A 15,167-nucleotide genomic window follows, 5' to 3' on the forward strand; every position below is an offset into this window, starting at 1 on the left:
ATAGCGGCAAAACGCCGGTTGGAAGTTATTCCAACCGGCGTTTTTGTTTCGTGTGTCAGAGATTGGCTTCTGCAAATTCCGCCAACACCGAGCGCGGTACGCCCTGCAGGTGAATGTGCCCCCCATGACGGAATTTCTTGAACCTTTCGGTCATGTAGGTAAGGCCGGAACTGAGGCCGCTCAGGTAAGGCGTATCGATCTGAGCCAGGTTCCCCAGACAGATCACCTTCGACCCATTGCCTGCCCGGGTAATAATGGTTTTGATCTGATGCGGTGTCAGGTTCTGGGACTCATCGATGATGATCAGGCTGTGCTGGAAGCTTCGGCCCCGGATGTAGTTCAGTGATTTGAAGTGCAGCGGAACCTTCGACAGGATGTAGTCGACGCTGGCGGTCATGTTCTCGTCGTCCTCGTGGAGGGCTTCAAGGTTGTCCACGATCGCGCCTAGCCAGGGCTCCATCTTCTCCGCCTCGGTACCCGGCAGGAAGCCGATATCTTCATCCAGCCCTTGGGTGCTGCGGGTCGCGATGATGCGCTTGTATTCCTTGCTGGCAACGGTCATTTCGATGCAGGCAGCCAGTGCCAGGATGGTTTTGCCCGAACCGGCCGAACCGGTGAGGTTGACCAGATGAACGTCCGGATCCATCAGCAGGTTGAGCGCCATGGCCTGATAGATGTCCCGCGGCGTCAGACCCCAGACCTCTGCAGCCAGCAGGTCATGCTGATGCAGGTCTTGCAGCACCATGCGCTCATCATCGATATCGACGACTTTGCCTATAAAACCTTGCTCATCAACAACAAACTCGTTGATATTGAGTTTGGCGAGATCGCCCTCGCGTTTCAGTATGTGCTCGGTGACGCCTTCACGCTGAATGGTCTCTACTTTCTGAATGTTATCCCAGAACGAGTTGCTGAACTCCATGTAGCCCTTGGGCAGAAGGTCAATATCATCCAGTAGCTGGTCGTTGTGGTAATCCTGTGCTTCAACACCAAAACCACGCGCTTTCAGTCGCATGTTGATGTCTTTGCTTACCAGTATGATGTCTCGCGAGGTGTGGCGCGCCTGCAGAGCGGCCAGGGTGTTAATGATCTTGTTGTCGTTAAGGTGCTCCGGAAGCGAATGATGCCCGCTGGTTTCCGTGGTCATCAGAATCGACAGTGTCCCCAGTGGCTCCGCCATCCTGGCGCGGACGATGGGGACGCCACGCTCGATATCCTTGGGGCTGGCATCGCCCAGCAGTTTATCGATATTGCGGATCGCTTGACGACAGTCGGCAGCAACGGACTGCTTGCCCGACTTCAGGCTGTCCAGTTCTTCGAGCACGGTCATCGGCAGAATGACATCGTGTTCTTCAAAGTTCAGCAGGGCGTTGGGATCGTGAATGAGGACGTTGGTGTCGAGGACGTACATCTTTTTCCGCGCTTGCGGTGCTGATGGCATAGGGTTCGATACCTCACAATGGATGATGGGGTCATGCTCCTGAGCCGACGTGCGTACCGGTGAGTCTGATGACGCACCGGTTTCAGTCATGCCAGACAGCGCCTGGCCAGCGCGTCGTTGGAGATGAGTTTCAGCATGTCATAGGTCGTTATGATGCCGGTTACCTCTCCTTCGTGGACAACAAAAATGCGGTGCAAATGCTCTTCCATCATGAGCTCTGCAATATCGCGTACCGGTGTATCTTCGGTGACCGATACGACAATCGGCGTCATGATGTCGCGTACTTCTACGGGAAGTTTGCTCATCTCCTCAAAAATGAACATGCGCAGCCGCCGTGCTTCCTGCTGTTCTTCCGGGGTCAGCTGCACGTCATGATCAGACGCGCGGGACGACGACCAACGGAACTCGGCGACATCTTTCAGGGTGGCGATACCGACGATCAGCCCGTTGTCATCTGAAACAGGGCTGCCGGTAATTTCGTGGTCGGTTAGGAACCGTGTGAACTGGTCCATTGTCCAGGACTGGGGTACGGCTTTTACACTGGGTGTCATGATCTCGCGTGCGAGAACCGTCATTATCGCTTTCCTGCTTCGACTCCAGGCTCAAATCCGAGCTTGGCGATACCGTTTCTTGGAAGTCACTGATCAGTGTCTTCCTGAAGCTTATACGCTCTTTTATTCGTCGTCACCCCTCGTTTGCCCGGTTTTGTTGATTGCTTTTGCTATACCGCTTAGCTGACCTTCTTTGTCATAGATCAATTCATAACCATTGTACTTGTCCTGCTGTGCGACCTGTTCCAGATTTTTTATTGATTTAAGGGGGATGTCGACAACCAGCGAGTTCACAAGCCAGCTCGGAATCGCGCCATTGGGCTCAGTATGCTGAACCCAGACCAATCGTGTCTTGTTGGCGCTTACGGGTTCAAAACGATACAGGGTGTCGGATACTTCGACCCGCTGGTAGTCGTCATTTTCCTTTCGCGCACCGGGTACCGCATTGAGTCGCATGATCACCTGATTACTGGCTTTGTCGCCGCGGGTGTTGATGTGCAGAACATAGTCCCTGTCTGCCACCGGCCAGGGCATATCGTTTACGGAATAGGCATAGCGATCGTAGAAGTCGCCCTCACCGAAGGCCCGGGATACGATGCAGTTGTGGACCCACTCCAGACAGGATTTCGGATCGATCATGACGGCCATCAATTGCTCGATGGAGGCGTCCAGCACCGTCACGGCCTTGAAAGCCTCGAAATCGGAACCGGCGTACTCTGTGGTGTAAATCTGTATGCCGTCGCTTTCCTTGCGCAACTCCCAGGGACCATCTTCAGGGGGAAGCCCTTCGCCGCTTGCGGTGCCTGCGGCCATCAACAGGGCCGTGATGCAAACCAGAAGGCGTGTTCGGGTTGTCAGTGTCAAGATGTTGTCCTTCTCAGTCGCAATAAGTGGCGATAGGATGCTGAAGATTTGCGTAGGTGGTGAAAGCGCAATGCGGAAATCTGTGTGTGATACAGCTGGTACCTGTTATCTGCCAAAGAAGTCTAGCATGAGCCCACAACCCCAAAATGTTACCTGCGCTGCAATTTAGCACCGCTAATCCAGGCCGGTTAGTGACATCAGGCCAAAATTTCAGGAGTTGGAGCATCATGCAGTTGATTGATGAAAAAGGTCAGCCCCGATTCGGTGTAATGGATCAGCCGGTCGAGCAGGTCAATTTTATGGATTTTGATCTGCGTTCTGTCATGGACAAGCCCCGGTCAAAACTGGCCCGGCGCTGGCGGTTTAACCAGTTCCAGTTTATCAGCGCAGCGGGGCCGGACTGGTTGTTGGGGTTGGCGGTGGTTGATCTGAAAATTGTCAGTAGTGCGTTTATTTACGTCTTTGATTTTCGGACGGGGGTAATGCGAGAAGCGAGCTGGCTTCGCCCATTGGCCGCTGGAACCGGGATCGAGCCATTGCCCGAAACAGGCGGGTGTCACTTTCGAAATGGCGCGACGGCCATTTCAATCACCGGGCAGGGTGATAGTCGGCAGGTCGATGTGGCCGCCAAAGACGGATTGTCATTGTCGTTAAGGCTGACAGAGGATCGGGATCCTCTGAGAGTCTGCAGTCCAGCCGGATACAATGGCTGGGTGTATACCCGCAAGTCGGCGGGATTGGCGGTGGATGGTCACCTGCGTTGGGATGATCTGGATCTTTCTATCGATGCCGCGATGCGAGGTTCGATTGACTGGAGCTGCGGGTTCATGAGGCGGGAGACCGCCTGGAACTGGGCCTGTCTGGCCGGCGTTACAGCTGATGGCTGCAGCCTCGGGCTGAATCTGGCTTCAGGGGTGAATGAAACGGGGGTGACGGAGAATGCGCTGTGGCTTGATGGCGTCTGTATAAAGCTGGATATGGCGCGATTTGAGTTTGATCGCTATAACCCTTCGGCTGACTGGCGCGTTACCACCAGCGATGGACGTGTGGCGCTGAGATTCAAGCCCGAAGGCGTGCGCCAGGAACGCCGGAACGCCTGGGTTTTGGCATCGAATTTCAGGCAGTTTGCCGGGACTTTTTCGGGCACTGTGACCGGTGGGGATGGTCAGGTGGTCCGGGTGGACGGCTTGCGGGGCTTGATGGAGGATCATTTCGCCCGCTGGTAATTGCCCGGGCGATGCAGGCCAGCGCCAACTGCCTTTATGCAGAATCGGCGCCGGCCTGCAGGCTCTCAGCGGTTTTCGGGCAGGGTGACGTTTAGCTCCAGTACCGAGCAGTCGTCATTGCGGTCCAGTTCGACCTGTACCATGTCGTCATCGATCTGCACATATTTGCGAATTACCGCCACCAGCTCCTGCTGCAACTGTGGCAGGTAGTCCGGCTGATCACGGCGCCCCCTTTCATGGGCGACGATTATCTGCAGTCGCTCTTTAGCGACATTCGCAGAATTGGTTTTCTTGCTTTTGAAATAATCGAAAAAGCTCATCAGTCCTCACCCCTTGAACATGCGTGAGAAAAATCCTTTTTTGACCGAGGTCAGAAAGCGGTGTTCACGCTCTTCTCCCAGCAGCCGCGCGACGGCATCCTCATAAGCTTGTCCGGCGTCACTGTCATCTTCAAGAATGACTGGCAGCCCCTGGTTCGAGGAGTTGAGAACGACCTGGGATTCCGGAATGACGCCAAGCAGCGGAATCGCGAGGATATCCTGCACATCGGTAACTGACAGCATTTCGCCGCGCTCTACCCGGTCAGGGTTATAGCGCGTTACCAGCAGGTGCTCCTTGACTGGATCGAGGCCTTGTTCTGCCCTGCGGGATTTGCTTTGCAGGATGCCGAGAATGCGGTCGGAGTCGCGCACTGAAGATACTTCAGGGTTGGTCACCACCACCGCTTCGTCAGCATAGTAAAGTGCCATCATCGCACCATGCTCGATGCCGGCAGGCGAGTCGCAGACAATATAGTCGAACCGTTCTGACAGTTCGTTTATCACCTTTTCAACGCCTTCTGGCGTGAGCGCTTCTTTCTCCCGGGTCTGGGATGCAGGCAGGATGTAGAGCGTTTCGACCCGTTTATCCTTTATCAATGCCTGATTGAGCGTGGCTTCGCCCTGAATGACGTTGACGAAGTCATACACCACACGGCGCTCGCAGTTCATGATCAGGTCAAGATTTCGCAGGCCCACGTCAAAATCAATAACCACGGTCTTGTTGCCGCGACGGGCCAGGCCAGTGCTGATTGATGCGCTGGTAGTGGTCTTGCCCACACCACCTTTACCTGAGGTAACGACAATTATCTTAGCCAAGGTTGCAGTCCTGTTTGCTGAAAGTGAAATGGATAAGGAGCGAAGGCGCAGTTGTGCGGGGCGTCCCCATGTTTTTACGCCTTGTCGAGCGGTGTGACCACCAGCATATCGTCCTTGAGCTGCATCTGTACGGGCGTTTTCCAGCCCTGTTCCTGCAGATCTTCCGAAATTTTATAGTGTCCGGCAATGGACACAAGCTCTGCTTCAAGTGATTGGCAGAAAACCCGGGCACTGGCCAGGCCATGCACGCCGGCCAGCGCGCGTCCCCGCAAGGGGCCATATACGTGAATATTACCTGCTGCCAGCACTTCCGCGCCGGCCTGAACCGGTGCCAGCACGATCAGGTCGCCATCCGGTGCATAAACCTGCTGGCCCGAGCGAACGGGCTGAGTCACGATTTTTGCCGGGGCTGGTGTATTGTGAGTCTCGGGCACTACCACTGCTGGCGCTTCTGCAGCGGGCTCTGGCTCGCTTTCCGGCGCCGGCTGCTGCGGTTGAGTGTCTTTCTGGCTGCCGGCAGGCAGCAGCGCCAGAGATGCGTTGCGGGCAAGCCGGCGCTGATCGTCGTCGCCGCCGCGCACGGCCACAATGTGAATGTTGTGGCGGCGGCAAATGCCGATCATCTGGAAAAAATCGAGCTCGCTGCTGGGGCCTTCGTACTTTTCCAGGCTGACGACCAGTGGGATGTCACGGAAGAAGCCGGGCGCTTGCCGAATCTTGTCACGCAGAGTTTCTTCAAAAGCATCCGGCTCAAAAAATCGCAGTTCCAGTGCTGTCAGGGGCACTGTCGCCCCCTTGAGCTGGAAGCACTGAGTGGTTTGCGTGGCGTCCGCATCCGGCATCAGCGAGAATCTCCATCGGTCGTCGGTTGTATTGTGGTGTCAGCAGCGGCTGGTACGTCCAACGTCGCAGTGCGGAAGCGCATTGGGCGACCATCAAAATGGATGCCAGACCAGCCAGTTGTCATGAATTGACGAATGTTACCGTGACTGTTGCCCGCGGGGTCATCCATTACGTTACGGTAATGCCGGCCGAAGCAGCTCAGCGTGTCCTTTTCGCTCAATCCAGCCAGTTGTCCCAGTGCAAAAATGCGGCATGAGCCTTCGTTCTCGCCAATACCGTTATTTACCGAACCGTTGCGAAAGGCTGTCGGCGTGAACTCGAAATAACGGTCAATCAGCGCCAACGTGTCATCAAAGTCTGATCGACCGGCATCCAGGGCCGCAAGGTGAATGCGCAAAGCTTCATTAAACGCCATCATGACGCGGGCTTTTCGGGCGTTTGCTTTGAGCCGGTCTGGTATTTTGCTTTCCACTCGTCATAGGGCATACCGTAAATAGCCTCTCGTGCCTCGGGATCCGAGAGTGCATGGCCGCGCTCTTCAGCTTCCGCCCTGTACCATTTGGACAGGCAATTGCGGCAGAAACCCGCAAGATTCATCAAATCAATGTTCTGTACGTCAGTATGAGTGCGCAGGTGATCCACCAGGCGGCGGAAGGCAGCCGCTTCTATTTCGGTTTGCACCGCAGTCGGTAGTGGTTGATCGGACATTGCGGGTCTGTCTCCTGTTTCGGAATCCTGACATTCTCGGCATGTTGTCGTAAGATACAAGTCTGTATGGATGTACAGTGCACCGTTTGATTCCCGAAATGAGTCCGCGTCCCATGGCTGAACGCAAAATTATTCATCTGGATTGCGACTGTTTTTATGCCGCTGTTGAGATGCGGGATGATCCCTCGCTCCGTAAAGTGCCGCTGGCAGTTGGCGGCCAGGAAGGGCGGGGTGTCGTCACCACTTGCAACTATCTTGCTCGCGAGTATGGGATACGCTCGGCGATGCCAGGCGGCGAAGCGCGTCGTCTGTGCCCGGATCTGGTGACGGTGCCAGTCGATATGGCGCGCTACCGAGCGGTGTCCCGACAGGTAATGGATATTTTCCGGGATTTGACGGATCGCCTGGAGCCTTTGTCGCTGGATGAGGCGTTTCTCGACGTTACCGGCATCGAGGAATTTCATGGCAGCGGGACCTTGATGGCCCGACACCTGCGTGAACGGGTGCAGCGCGAAGTCGGGATTACCGTCTCGGCAGGCGTGGCGCCGAATAAGTTTCTGGCAAAGATCGCCAGTGACTGGGAAAAGCCCGATGGCCTGTTTGTGATCCGGCCGGATGATATACCCGCATTTGTTCAGACCCTGGCCGTGGAGAAGTTGTTTGGTGTCGGCAAGGTCACCGCTGGCAAGTTGCACGACATGGGCATCACGACCTGTGGTGATTTGCAAACCTTCAGCATGGACCAGTTGGTGGACCGGTTTGGTCGTCACGGGATGCGTCTGTTCCATATGGCGCGAGGGCATGATGACCGGCCGGTGGTGGTGACGCGCAATGCCAAGTCCGTCAGTGTGGAGCGCACATTTTCGCAGGACCTGCCCAATCGGGAAGCCTGCAACCGGGTAATGGATGATCTGCTACGGGACCTTGAAAAGCGGCTTTCCCGTCATGGTGAATCCAAGCCCATCCACAAGCTGTTCGTCAAAATCCGTTACAGCGATTTTTCGACCCATACTCTCGAGCGCATTCGCGATAACGTGCGGTTGCCCGGCGTTGACGATTATGTGCCGTTGCTGGATGAGCTCTACAAAGATGCCACGCGCCCGGTGCGGCTGTTGGGGCTCGGTGTGCGTTTCCGGGAGGAGTCAGCGCCGACCCGGCAACTCCGGCTGTTTGAGTAGAGCTATAGAAGGGGCGTCAGGCGAGTGCCAGCAATTTGAATGCTGGTAGGCCGCTTGCTGCCAGCGCGCCCATCGTTCCGCCAATGATGCCCCCGGCCAGCACGTCGCTGGGATAGTGCAGCCCGAGTACGACCCGTGAAATTGCCACGCTCAGAGTAAACGGCAGGATGGCCCAGGCCAGTTCCGGCAGGGTAAGCGCCAGCAAGGTATTAAAGCAGACCGCATGCAGGGTGTGACCGGAGGGGAAACTGTAGCGATCCAAAGGCGGTGTGGCGCAATTGATGACCGGGAATGAGATAAACGGTCGCTCTCTGACCAGGTTCCGCTTGAGTAGCTTGTAGGTGAGCGTGCAGATGAGACCTGTCGTTGTCATTAATAATGCCAGCGCCAGCCCCGCTTCGGGGTGCAGCAGCGGCATCAGCAGAATCAGCGCATACCAGAACCAGCCGTCGCCCAGCCTGCTGGCAATCTTGAAGAAGGGTAGAACGAACCGGAACCGAAGGTAGCCATTAATCGTCTGGCAGATCATCAGCTCCTGCCGGTCCACGCGGTCAAAGAAGCGAGATGCTTTGCTTGCTGGCATGGCGATTCTCCTTTTTGGGCAGACTGAAAATCAGTTGCTCGAACTGTTCTATAAGCCCAGGCCAGTGGATTTCCAGGGCATCCAGCCGGGCCTTGCTGCGCAGGTGGCTGACAAGCGAGGGCTGATCAGCAAGTCGCAGAACGGTTTCGATGAACCCGGGGTGATCATTCAGGGATACTTTCATCCCGTTTTCTTCATTGCGGATATGCTCGCTGGCGGCCCCGTCATCAAACGCCACCACGGCAAGCCCGCTGGCCATCGCTTCGGTCACGACATTGCCAAAGGTTTCGGTTTTGCTCGGAAAAAGAAACAGATCGCCTGATGCAAAGTGGCGGGCAAGCGCTTCACCCTGTTGCATGCCACAGAACACATAGTCCGGATGTCGTTGCTGTAGCTTGCTTGTCAGTGGCCCGTCGCCGACCAGAATGAACTTGGCGCGGGGGTGGATATTTCTGAGTCGCTCAAAGGCTGTCACCGCAAGCTGAATGTTTTTCTCAGGTGCGATCCGGCCCACGTAGATTACAGCCAGATCACGATCATCCAGTCCCCACCGCGCACGCAGGGTTTTGCTGCGCTTGCAGGGGCCAAACCGTTCGCAATCGACCCCTCGGCTCCAGACAGACACGTTGTGCATTCCCAGATCAACAAGCGTCTCCCTGCATTTGGACGTGGGGGCGAGGGTCAGGTGGCAGCGGTTATGAAACCAGCGCAGATACTGGACAATTGCTTTCTCCAGAAAACCGGCGCCGTAGTGCCGGCTGTAGGCGTGAAATTGGGTGTGGAAGCCGGAACATACCGGAATCCCGAGCCTGCGGGCTGCATTAAGTGCGGCCAGCCCGAGAGGGCCTTCTGTTGCGATATAGACGGCATCCGGCATTTGCTTGTGCCAGATAGCGGCCAGTCGACGGGAGGAGGCCAGCCCGAAGCGCAGCTCCGGATAGCCCGGAATTGGCAGGCCCGGAACGGTATGAAGCTGATTGGCCAGAGACTGGCCGTTTGGGGCTGCGGATAGCGAGTGGCTCGATTCGCTTTTTTGGCGAGGCCGGATAACGGAAATCGTGTGCCCGCGGGAACTCAGGCCAGTGCAGAGTCGGCTCAGGGTGTTGGCGACGCCGTTGATCTCGGGAGGAAAGGTTTCGGTAACCACCGAGATGTGATGTTGGCGCTGATTCAAGTTGGCTCCCCGGAACACTGTCACTTGCGACTGAATGGATACCTCATAAGCCGTTAGGCTGACCTGCCGGTTCGCCCGTTCCTGCTGCTGTCGGCTTCATGTGTCGAGGGAATCCCGACGACTCCCGCTATGATTCTCAATATGGGATTTGCATATGACAGTGACACGACAGCACGGTGACAATCCCTTGAACAATGCGCCAGACGCGCCGATGGAGTGAGGAAGGAGTAATACAGAAACGAAAGGCGGTTTGACGACAGAAAATCATTGCCGACAGCTTCAGGGATGCAGTGGGGTAAATCGGCGTTTTAAACGCTCTATACTGAAACTATCTGGCAACCGGGGCTGGCTAATATTCTGGGTGCCCTGGGTAAACCAGAAAGCCCGGGTTGCCGGTAATAGAATTCCGTCCTCAGTCCTGAGCTCAGCCGAGATACTTCCGGAGTGAAGCTCAGAAATACCTGCTTACCGCCGATTTCATTGCCGGTTGGTCCTTCCCGGTCGACGAGTTCCGGAAGAGCTTCCTGCGCCTTCGCTTCCGCATCGCCACGAGACCAGCTGATAGGGTTACAGGCCTTATGAGCATTTCCGGAACTCTCCGGATATCTCCCTGTCCTTGGAGCGATTACTCAAAAACCACAGAAGGAAAAAAAGAATGCCTAAACAGTTACCCCTTGCCTTGTTGCTACTCAGGATCAGTATATTTACCGTGTTTCTGTTCTGGACCCTGGACAAACTGGTGCAGCCAGATCACGCAGCCAAAGTCTTCGGGGCGTTCTATGGCATCGGAGGCCTCGGTGAATCCGTCTTTTATATTATCGGGGCTGCCCAGCTCGTGCTTATCTTGGCGTTTTTGGCGGGTGTAGCGAAAACATGGACCTATGGTGCCATCCTGATCTTCCACGGAGTGTCTACTCTGTCCGCATTTGGCAAATACCTCCAGCCTTTCGATAATCTTCTGTTCTTTGCTGCCTGGCCGATGCTTGCTGCCTGCGCTGCGCTATTCCTGTTGCGGGACTACGATACACTGACGCTCTCCCGTCGGCCGGCCCCGGCAATCGCCTGATCCGCTGAAGCGACCTGTAATAATCTTGCCGGTTGCCTGGCTGTGCTATCAATAACAACAGACACGGAACCAAGAATAGTACATGTTGCCCGGGTGGAATTGACCAGTCGGTCGGCATGCCGCCCAGGGATGGGCTGCAATTTGTGCAAAATGCCCGATCGGCGTTGCTACCCGGAGCCCGGCAGGCTGCAAGCAGCTGGACGTCACTGACAAAGGGGGCCTGTGGCAAGCGATCAGCATTCCTCGGTTGAGGCGCAGGCAGGGCTGCTCGGCATTTCTGGCATCGACCGCCTGGAAGACCTGCAGCCACGTCATCTGAACCGGCGTGTTAATCCAAGTCTGGTGATGAACTATGCACAGTTTTACCCCGGCATTGAACCCGGTTGTTTTTTACACGAAGGCTGCGCACCGGAAGACTGGCGGCAGGCAAGAGCAGATCGCTGGCAGTAGAAAAGGGATTGGTGGATGACTTTCCGGATTGCGGTACTTGCATTAGTGATCGGCGCCCTTGCCGGGGCCTGGTGGCTGTTGCATAGCCTGGGTATGCCTGCGGACCTCTCGCCAGACACGCTGTCTGAATGGCTCGGGAGCCAGGGCGCGACCGGCCCGCTCCTGCTAATGCTGTTGATGATGATTGCCGTGGTGGTGGGACCCATTCCCACCTTACCCGTCAGCGCAACGGCAGGGCTTGCATTCGGTATTCTCTGGGGCACAGCTATCGCTGCTACCGGCGCGCTGCTGGGAGCCATGTCCGCCTTCTGGATTGCACGATGCCTGGGCAGGGAGGCCATCTGCAACCGGTTCCCGGACAACCCCGTACTGGCCAGAGACGGCTCTCAGCGCTTTCTGACCATAGCGGTTCTGCTGACTCGATTGATTCCTGTCTTTTCATTCGCCCTGATCAGTTACGCCGCCGGCGTGACTGCCATAAAAGCTTGGCGTTTTGCCATCGCAACCCTGATCGGTATGTTGCCGATGACCCTGGTGTTTGCAGGTCTGGGCCACACATTCAAACTGAATCCAGTGCTGACAGTACTGGCGGGCGTAGCGGTTCTTGTCGCCATGATATGGTTGCCCTGGTCAATCAGCCGCCACCCTGGTTCACGGCTGGCCCGTTGGCTTCAATTGAATCGATAACAACAAAAGGATGCTGTCATGCGTCGCCCGGAAAAAGCGGACCTTATGCCATGGTTCGCCCGCGCCCTGTCCAGTGCACCTCGATATGCTCTGCAATACGCCATCCACAACGCTCGCGCCAGGATCAGGGGAGAGCAGGACCTGGCACTGGTTTTCATTAACCCTCGCGATCCTTTCGGTCTTCCCCTGTTGCGAGCTCTCATCGAACTTCAGAAAAGCTACCGGGTGCGGTTTCGACTCCATACGGTGTTGCGATTGGATGATGACATGTTTCCTGAGCCGGCACTCTGGCGAGCCTGGGCCCAGCAGGATGCCACAAGGCTTGCAAACCTCTATGAGTTCACGCCCCCCGACCGGTCAACGGCGCCCTCTGAAACTGAGCTGGCATCGGCTGCCGCGCGGCTACTGTCTGCTGAGAAAGCTCCAGATGCACTGACAACTGCGCTTGGCGTGTTTGAACAGCTCTGGCACTCAGCAACCGGTGAAACAGAGGCCGGTACGCCTGATGACGCTGCATTGTCCTGGAATGAGGTATTGCTCCGACAGCTTGGGCACTATCAGGGCAGCATGGTCTGGCACCTGGGCGAGTGGTTCTGGGGCGTGGATCGACTGGACCATCTCGAGAGAAACCTTATCCGTCAGGGGCTGAAACAAGATGCTGCTGGTGCCATCGTCTTCACCCGTACCTGGGCGGATCTGGCCCGCAATGTCATCGAGCTTCCCGGTAATCACCCGGGCACCGCGACCTCTCTGGAGGTGTTTTTCTCGATCCGCAGTCCTTATTCGTATCTCGGTCTGGAGCGTGCGGCCCAGCTGGCCGATGCCTGGAATATCCCTCTTCGGCTTCGGCCGGTTCTACCGATGCTGATGCGCGGGCAATCCGTGCCTGACGCCAAGAAATGGTACATCTTTCACGACACAAAAAGAGAAGCTGACAAACTGGGCATTCCCTACGGGTTTGTTGCTGACCCTCTGGGGCCCGGCGTAGAGCGTTGCTACGCATTGTTCGAATATGCCCGTTCAATGGACCGTGAGGTTGACTACATGATCCATTATGCTCGGGCAGTCAACGCCGAAGGCATTCGTTCAGAGACCGATGCCGGCCTGAAGGTGATTGTTGAGCGGGCCGGCCTTGACTGGCAGAAAGCGAAAACCCTGCTGAATGATGATAGCTGGCGCGAATGGGCAGAAGGCAATCGCAGGGCAATGTACGAGTGTGGTCTTTGGGGCGTTCCCAGCTTCCGTTACGGCCCTGTCAGCTGCTGGGGACAGGACCGGCTCTGGGTTATCGAGGAGGAAATCAGGAGAAGAGTAGGGACTGGCTCTACCCAAAACGCTGCGATCGGCCCAACAGCGCAGTGATTAACGCATGCAGCCTGGAGTATTCCCTCCAGCGCTATCTTACGTTTTAGGGCTCTTGATAGGCAGGCTCACTTTTGTGGCGTCCATGCGGACGCTCAAACCACCCTCAGCCGTTGGAAAGATTTGTTGGAATGTGAGACCACTCGCCAACGGTGACTGGTCTGGCAAAGACAGCGTCCAGAACCGAGCTTGTCGGCCAGCAGGGCTATAAGGTTTAAATCCGGCATCATGTCCGTGACGATCATCAGTATGGAAAGGACGAGTGCGGCTATCAGTCCGGCGATGATTCCTCGCTGGTTGTTATCCATTTCGATACGCCGCAGTCTTGTGTGAAGTGATCTGGATGGGACTGGCAGTCTGTGCAGTAGCTTTGGTCGGGAGCTCCCAGATGTTTGCAGGTCTCGCGCCGCACAGACATAGCGCCGAGGAAGGTGTTATATGAAAACAAAAGGGTAGTGTTTGCCGGAAGTTATGAGCGTGATGTAAAACTTGGGTATCTACGCCATAACCCCGCTGTCGCAACGGGCCTTGCATAGGCGCGTCAGGGCAGAGGTAAAGATGATGCTGAGGTTACCGAGATACAGTTCTGGCGCAGCTTACAGTTGGTTCCCCGGGAGACAGGTAATCGCGCCTGGATGGATGCCTCATAAGCCGTTATGGCCGGCAGGTGTGCCCGTTGATGTGCTGTGGCCTTCAGGTGTTGAGGGCATTACTGTGTTGCTCAATATGAAATTCAAAAGTAGAAGTGGCACGACAGTGCCGTGACAATCCCTTGAACAATGCGCCAGGCGCTCCGATGGAATGAGGACGAAGTAATGCAAAAACGTAAGTTGGGTCGCACGGATATCGATGTCAGCCTTATTTGCCTCGGCACCATGACCTGGGGGCAGCAGAACAGCGAGTCAGACGCCTTCAGTCAGCTGGATTGCGCAACGTCGGCAGGGATCAACTTTATTGATGCAGCGGAGATGTATCCGGTGCCGCCAAAGGCAGAGACCCAGGGGCTGACGGAAACTTACCTCGGCAACTGGCTGGCCAGAAGGGGCCGCCGTGATGATCTGGTGATTGCATCAAAGGTCGCCGGCCCGGGCAATGGCCTGACTTATCTGCGCAACGGGCCGAGACTGACGCGGGAGCATATCCGGGAAGCCGTCGAGAGCAGCCTGAAGCGTCTGCAAACCGATTATATTGATCTCTACCAGGTTCACTGGCCGGATCGGAGCACCAACTTCTTCGGTCAGCTGGGTTATCGTCACAATGAAAACGAAGCCGCAACCCCGATTGAAGACACACTATCCGCTCTGGCGGAACTGGTAGAAGAGGGCAAGATTCGACACATCGGCCTGTCCAATGAGACTCCCTGGGGCACCATGCGTTATCTCCAGCTTGCCGAGGCGCGTGGCTGGCCGCGGATTGCCAGCATCCAGAATCCCTATAATCTGCTGAATCGATCATTTGAAGTCGGGCTGGCTGAGATAGCCCATCGCGAAGCGGTCGGCCTGCTGGCATATTCGCCGCTGGCATTTGGTGTATTGTCAGGCAAATATCTGGGAGGCAAACGGCCCGAAGGTGCCCGGATTACATTGTTCGAGCGCTTCCAGCGATATAATTCCCAACGTGCGGATGACGCCACCCAGGCGTATGCAGACCTTGCTGCGCAGAATGGATTGTCTTTGGCTCAGATGGCGCTGGCGTACATCAATAGCCGTGGCTTTGTGACCAGTAATATCATTGGCGCGACCTCCATAGCCCAACTTGAAGAAAATATCGGGTCGGCCGAAATTACCTTGTCGGACGACGTGCTCAAGGCGATTGAAACCTTGCATGGTGAGTTCACATACCCATGCCCATAGCGGCTCGGCTCCGGGCGTAATGCGTCCGGTCGGTTAAATGTTCAA

General features: G+C 56.1%; 18 protein-coding genes. 7 read left to right on the plus strand and 11 right to left on the minus strand.

Translation table 11 applies throughout. The features are described 5' to 3' along the window. Positions 1-55: 55 nt before the first annotated feature. The 3 genes from ACUN9X_RS14620 to ACUN9X_RS14630 form a co-directional block, all read right to left on the minus strand. On the minus strand, positions 56-1,411 hold the full coding sequence (locus tag ACUN9X_RS14620) for a PhoH family protein (RefSeq protein WP_260034976.1): 1,356 nt from the start codon (positions 1,409-1,411) through the stop codon (positions 56-58). Positions 1,412-1,527: 116 nt separating this feature from the next. Beyond that, a complete protein-coding gene (locus ACUN9X_RS14625) occupies positions 1,528-2,016 on the minus strand; it encodes a CBS domain-containing protein (protein ID WP_260034349.1) in 489 nt (162 codons plus the stop codon). A gap of 99 nt (positions 2,017-2,115) precedes the next feature. Then, positions 2,116-2,856, minus strand: coding sequence for an START domain-containing protein (locus tag ACUN9X_RS14630; protein WP_445473567.1), 741 nt, complete (start codon positions 2,854-2,856; stop codon positions 2,116-2,118). 227 nt (positions 2,857-3,083) lie between these two features. Between ACUN9X_RS14630 and ACUN9X_RS14635 the strand changes: the two genes are divergently transcribed. Continuing rightward, positions 3,084-4,082 carry a DUF2804 domain-containing protein gene (locus tag ACUN9X_RS14635; protein WP_445473568.1) on the plus strand — a complete coding sequence of 333 codons (999 nt, stop codon included), beginning with the start codon at positions 3,084-3,086 and terminating at the stop codon, positions 4,080-4,082. A gap of 65 nt (positions 4,083-4,147) precedes the next feature. On the opposite strand, the gene minE is transcribed toward ACUN9X_RS14635, so the two are convergent. The 5 genes from minE to ACUN9X_RS14660 form a co-directional block, all read right to left on the minus strand. Further along, a complete protein-coding gene (gene minE / locus ACUN9X_RS14640) occupies positions 4,148-4,402 on the minus strand; it encodes a cell division topological specificity factor MinE (RefSeq protein WP_260034353.1) in 255 nt (84 codons plus the stop codon). A 6-nt stretch (positions 4,403-4,408) separates the two neighbouring features. Further along, the gene (gene minD, locus ACUN9X_RS14645; RefSeq protein WP_260034354.1) at positions 4,409-5,218 is read right to left on the minus strand and encodes a septum site-determining protein MinD; all 810 of its coding nucleotides are present in this window, start codon (positions 5,216-5,218) and stop codon (positions 4,409-4,411) included. A gap of 74 nt (positions 5,219-5,292) precedes the next feature. Beyond that, complete coding sequence (gene minC / locus ACUN9X_RS14650) at positions 5,293-6,060, minus strand: septum site-determining protein MinC (protein WP_260034356.1); 768 nt, start codon at positions 6,058-6,060, stop codon at positions 5,293-5,295. After that, the gene (locus ACUN9X_RS14655; protein ID WP_260034357.1) at positions 6,060-6,479 is read right to left on the minus strand and encodes a HopJ type III effector protein; all 420 of its coding nucleotides are present in this window, start codon (positions 6,477-6,479) and stop codon (positions 6,060-6,062) included. The genes minC and ACUN9X_RS14655 overlap by 1 nt, the downstream gene beginning before the upstream one ends. Beyond that, the gene (locus ACUN9X_RS14660) at positions 6,476-6,769 is read right to left on the minus strand and encodes a DUF1244 domain-containing protein (protein ID WP_260034358.1); all 294 of its coding nucleotides are present in this window, start codon (positions 6,767-6,769) and stop codon (positions 6,476-6,478) included. The genes ACUN9X_RS14655 and ACUN9X_RS14660 overlap by 4 nt, the downstream gene beginning before the upstream one ends. 113 nt (positions 6,770-6,882) lie before the next feature. On the opposite strand from ACUN9X_RS14660, the gene dinB reads away from it, so the two are divergent. After that, positions 6,883-7,947, plus strand: a complete 1,065-nt coding sequence (gene dinB, locus ACUN9X_RS14665) for a DNA polymerase IV (RefSeq protein ID WP_445473569.1) — start codon at positions 6,883-6,885, stop codon at positions 7,945-7,947. Positions 7,948-7,963: 16 nt separating this feature from the next. Here the strand turns inward: dinB and ACUN9X_RS14670 are convergent, their stop codons facing one another. Continuing rightward, positions 7,964-8,530, minus strand: a complete 567-nt coding sequence (locus ACUN9X_RS14670) for a phosphatase PAP2 family protein (protein WP_445473570.1) — start codon at positions 8,528-8,530, stop codon at positions 7,964-7,966. After that, positions 8,499-9,704, minus strand: a complete 1,206-nt coding sequence (locus ACUN9X_RS14675) for a glycosyltransferase family 4 protein (RefSeq protein WP_445473571.1) — start codon at positions 9,702-9,704, stop codon at positions 8,499-8,501. Before ACUN9X_RS14675 ends, ACUN9X_RS14670 begins: the two co-directional genes overlap by 32 nt. Positions 9,705-10,359: 655 nt before the next feature. Between ACUN9X_RS14675 and ACUN9X_RS14680 the strand changes: the two genes are divergently transcribed. From ACUN9X_RS14680 to ACUN9X_RS14695, 4 genes are all read left to right on the plus strand, one after another. After that, positions 10,360-10,770, plus strand: coding sequence for a hypothetical protein (locus ACUN9X_RS14680; RefSeq protein ID WP_445473572.1), 411 nt, complete (start codon positions 10,360-10,362; stop codon positions 10,768-10,770). Positions 10,771-10,992: 222 nt separating this feature from the next. Continuing rightward, positions 10,993-11,220: a hypothetical protein gene (locus ACUN9X_RS14685; protein WP_445473573.1), complete on the plus strand. Its 228-nt coding sequence runs from the start codon at positions 10,993-10,995 to the stop codon at positions 11,218-11,220. Between the two features lie 15 nt (positions 11,221-11,235). Next, a complete protein-coding gene (locus ACUN9X_RS14690) occupies positions 11,236-11,907 on the plus strand; it encodes a TVP38/TMEM64 family protein (protein WP_445473574.1) in 672 nt (223 codons plus the stop codon). An 18-nt stretch (positions 11,908-11,925) separates the two neighbouring features. Continuing rightward, on the plus strand, positions 11,926-13,269 hold the full coding sequence (locus ACUN9X_RS14695) for a DsbA family protein (RefSeq protein ID WP_445473575.1): 1,344 nt from the start codon (positions 11,926-11,928) through the stop codon (positions 13,267-13,269). Between the two features lie 95 nt (positions 13,270-13,364). On the opposite strand, the gene ACUN9X_RS14700 is transcribed toward ACUN9X_RS14695, so the two are convergent. Further along, the gene (locus ACUN9X_RS14700) at positions 13,365-13,577 is read right to left on the minus strand and encodes a hypothetical protein (RefSeq protein ID WP_445473576.1); all 213 of its coding nucleotides are present in this window, start codon (positions 13,575-13,577) and stop codon (positions 13,365-13,367) included. Between the two features lie 507 nt (positions 13,578-14,084). Between ACUN9X_RS14700 and ACUN9X_RS14705 the strand changes: the two genes are divergently transcribed. Further along, positions 14,085-15,122 (plus strand): NADP(H)-dependent aldo-keto reductase, encoded by a 1,038-nt coding sequence (locus ACUN9X_RS14705; RefSeq protein ID WP_445473577.1) that lies wholly within the window; start codon positions 14,085-14,087, stop codon positions 15,120-15,122. The last annotated feature ends 45 nt before the right edge of the window (positions 15,123-15,167 follow it).

The sequence above is a fragment of the Marinobacter sp. V032 genome (assembly GCF_052645435.1).

Coding starts and splice junctions, on each gene's coding strand:
- ACUN9X_RS14620 (WP_260034976.1), bottom strand. CDS start 1,411: ATGTACGTCCTCGACACCAACGTCCTCATTCACGATCCCAACGCCCTG.
- ACUN9X_RS14625 (WP_260034349.1), bottom strand. CDS start 2,016: ATGACGGTTCTCGCACGCGAGATCATGACACCCAGTGTAAAAGCCGTA.
- ACUN9X_RS14635 (WP_445473568.1), top strand. CDS start 3,084: ATGCAGTTGATTGATGAAAAAGGTCAGCCCCGATTCGGTGTAATGGAT.
- minE (WP_260034353.1), bottom strand. CDS start 4,402: ATGAGCTTTTTCGATTATTTCAAAAGCAAGAAAACCAATTCTGCGAAT.
- minC (WP_260034356.1), bottom strand. CDS start 6,060: ATGCCGGATGCGGACGCCACGCAAACCACTCAGTGCTTCCAGCTCAAG.
- ACUN9X_RS14655 (WP_260034357.1), bottom strand. CDS start 6,479: ATGATGGCGTTTAATGAAGCTTTGCGCATTCACCTTGCGGCCCTGGAT.
- ACUN9X_RS14660 (WP_260034358.1), bottom strand. CDS start 6,769: ATGTCCGATCAACCACTACCGACTGCGGTGCAAACCGAAATAGAAGCG.
- dinB (WP_445473569.1), top strand. CDS start 6,883: ATGGCTGAACGCAAAATTATTCATCTGGATTGCGACTGTTTTTATGCC.
- ACUN9X_RS14670 (WP_445473570.1), bottom strand. CDS start 8,530: ATGCCAGCAAGCAAAGCATCTCGCTTCTTTGACCGCGTGGACCGGCAG.
- ACUN9X_RS14680 (WP_445473572.1), top strand. CDS start 10,360: ATGCCTAAACAGTTACCCCTTGCCTTGTTGCTACTCAGGATCAGTATA.
- ACUN9X_RS14690 (WP_445473574.1), top strand. CDS start 11,236: ATGACTTTCCGGATTGCGGTACTTGCATTAGTGATCGGCGCCCTTGCC.
- ACUN9X_RS14695 (WP_445473575.1), top strand. CDS start 11,926: ATGCGTCGCCCGGAAAAAGCGGACCTTATGCCATGGTTCGCCCGCGCC.
- ACUN9X_RS14700 (WP_445473576.1), bottom strand. CDS start 13,577: ATGGATAACAACCAGCGAGGAATCATCGCCGGACTGATAGCCGCACTC.
- ACUN9X_RS14705 (WP_445473577.1), top strand. CDS start 14,085: ATGCAAAAACGTAAGTTGGGTCGCACGGATATCGATGTCAGCCTTATT.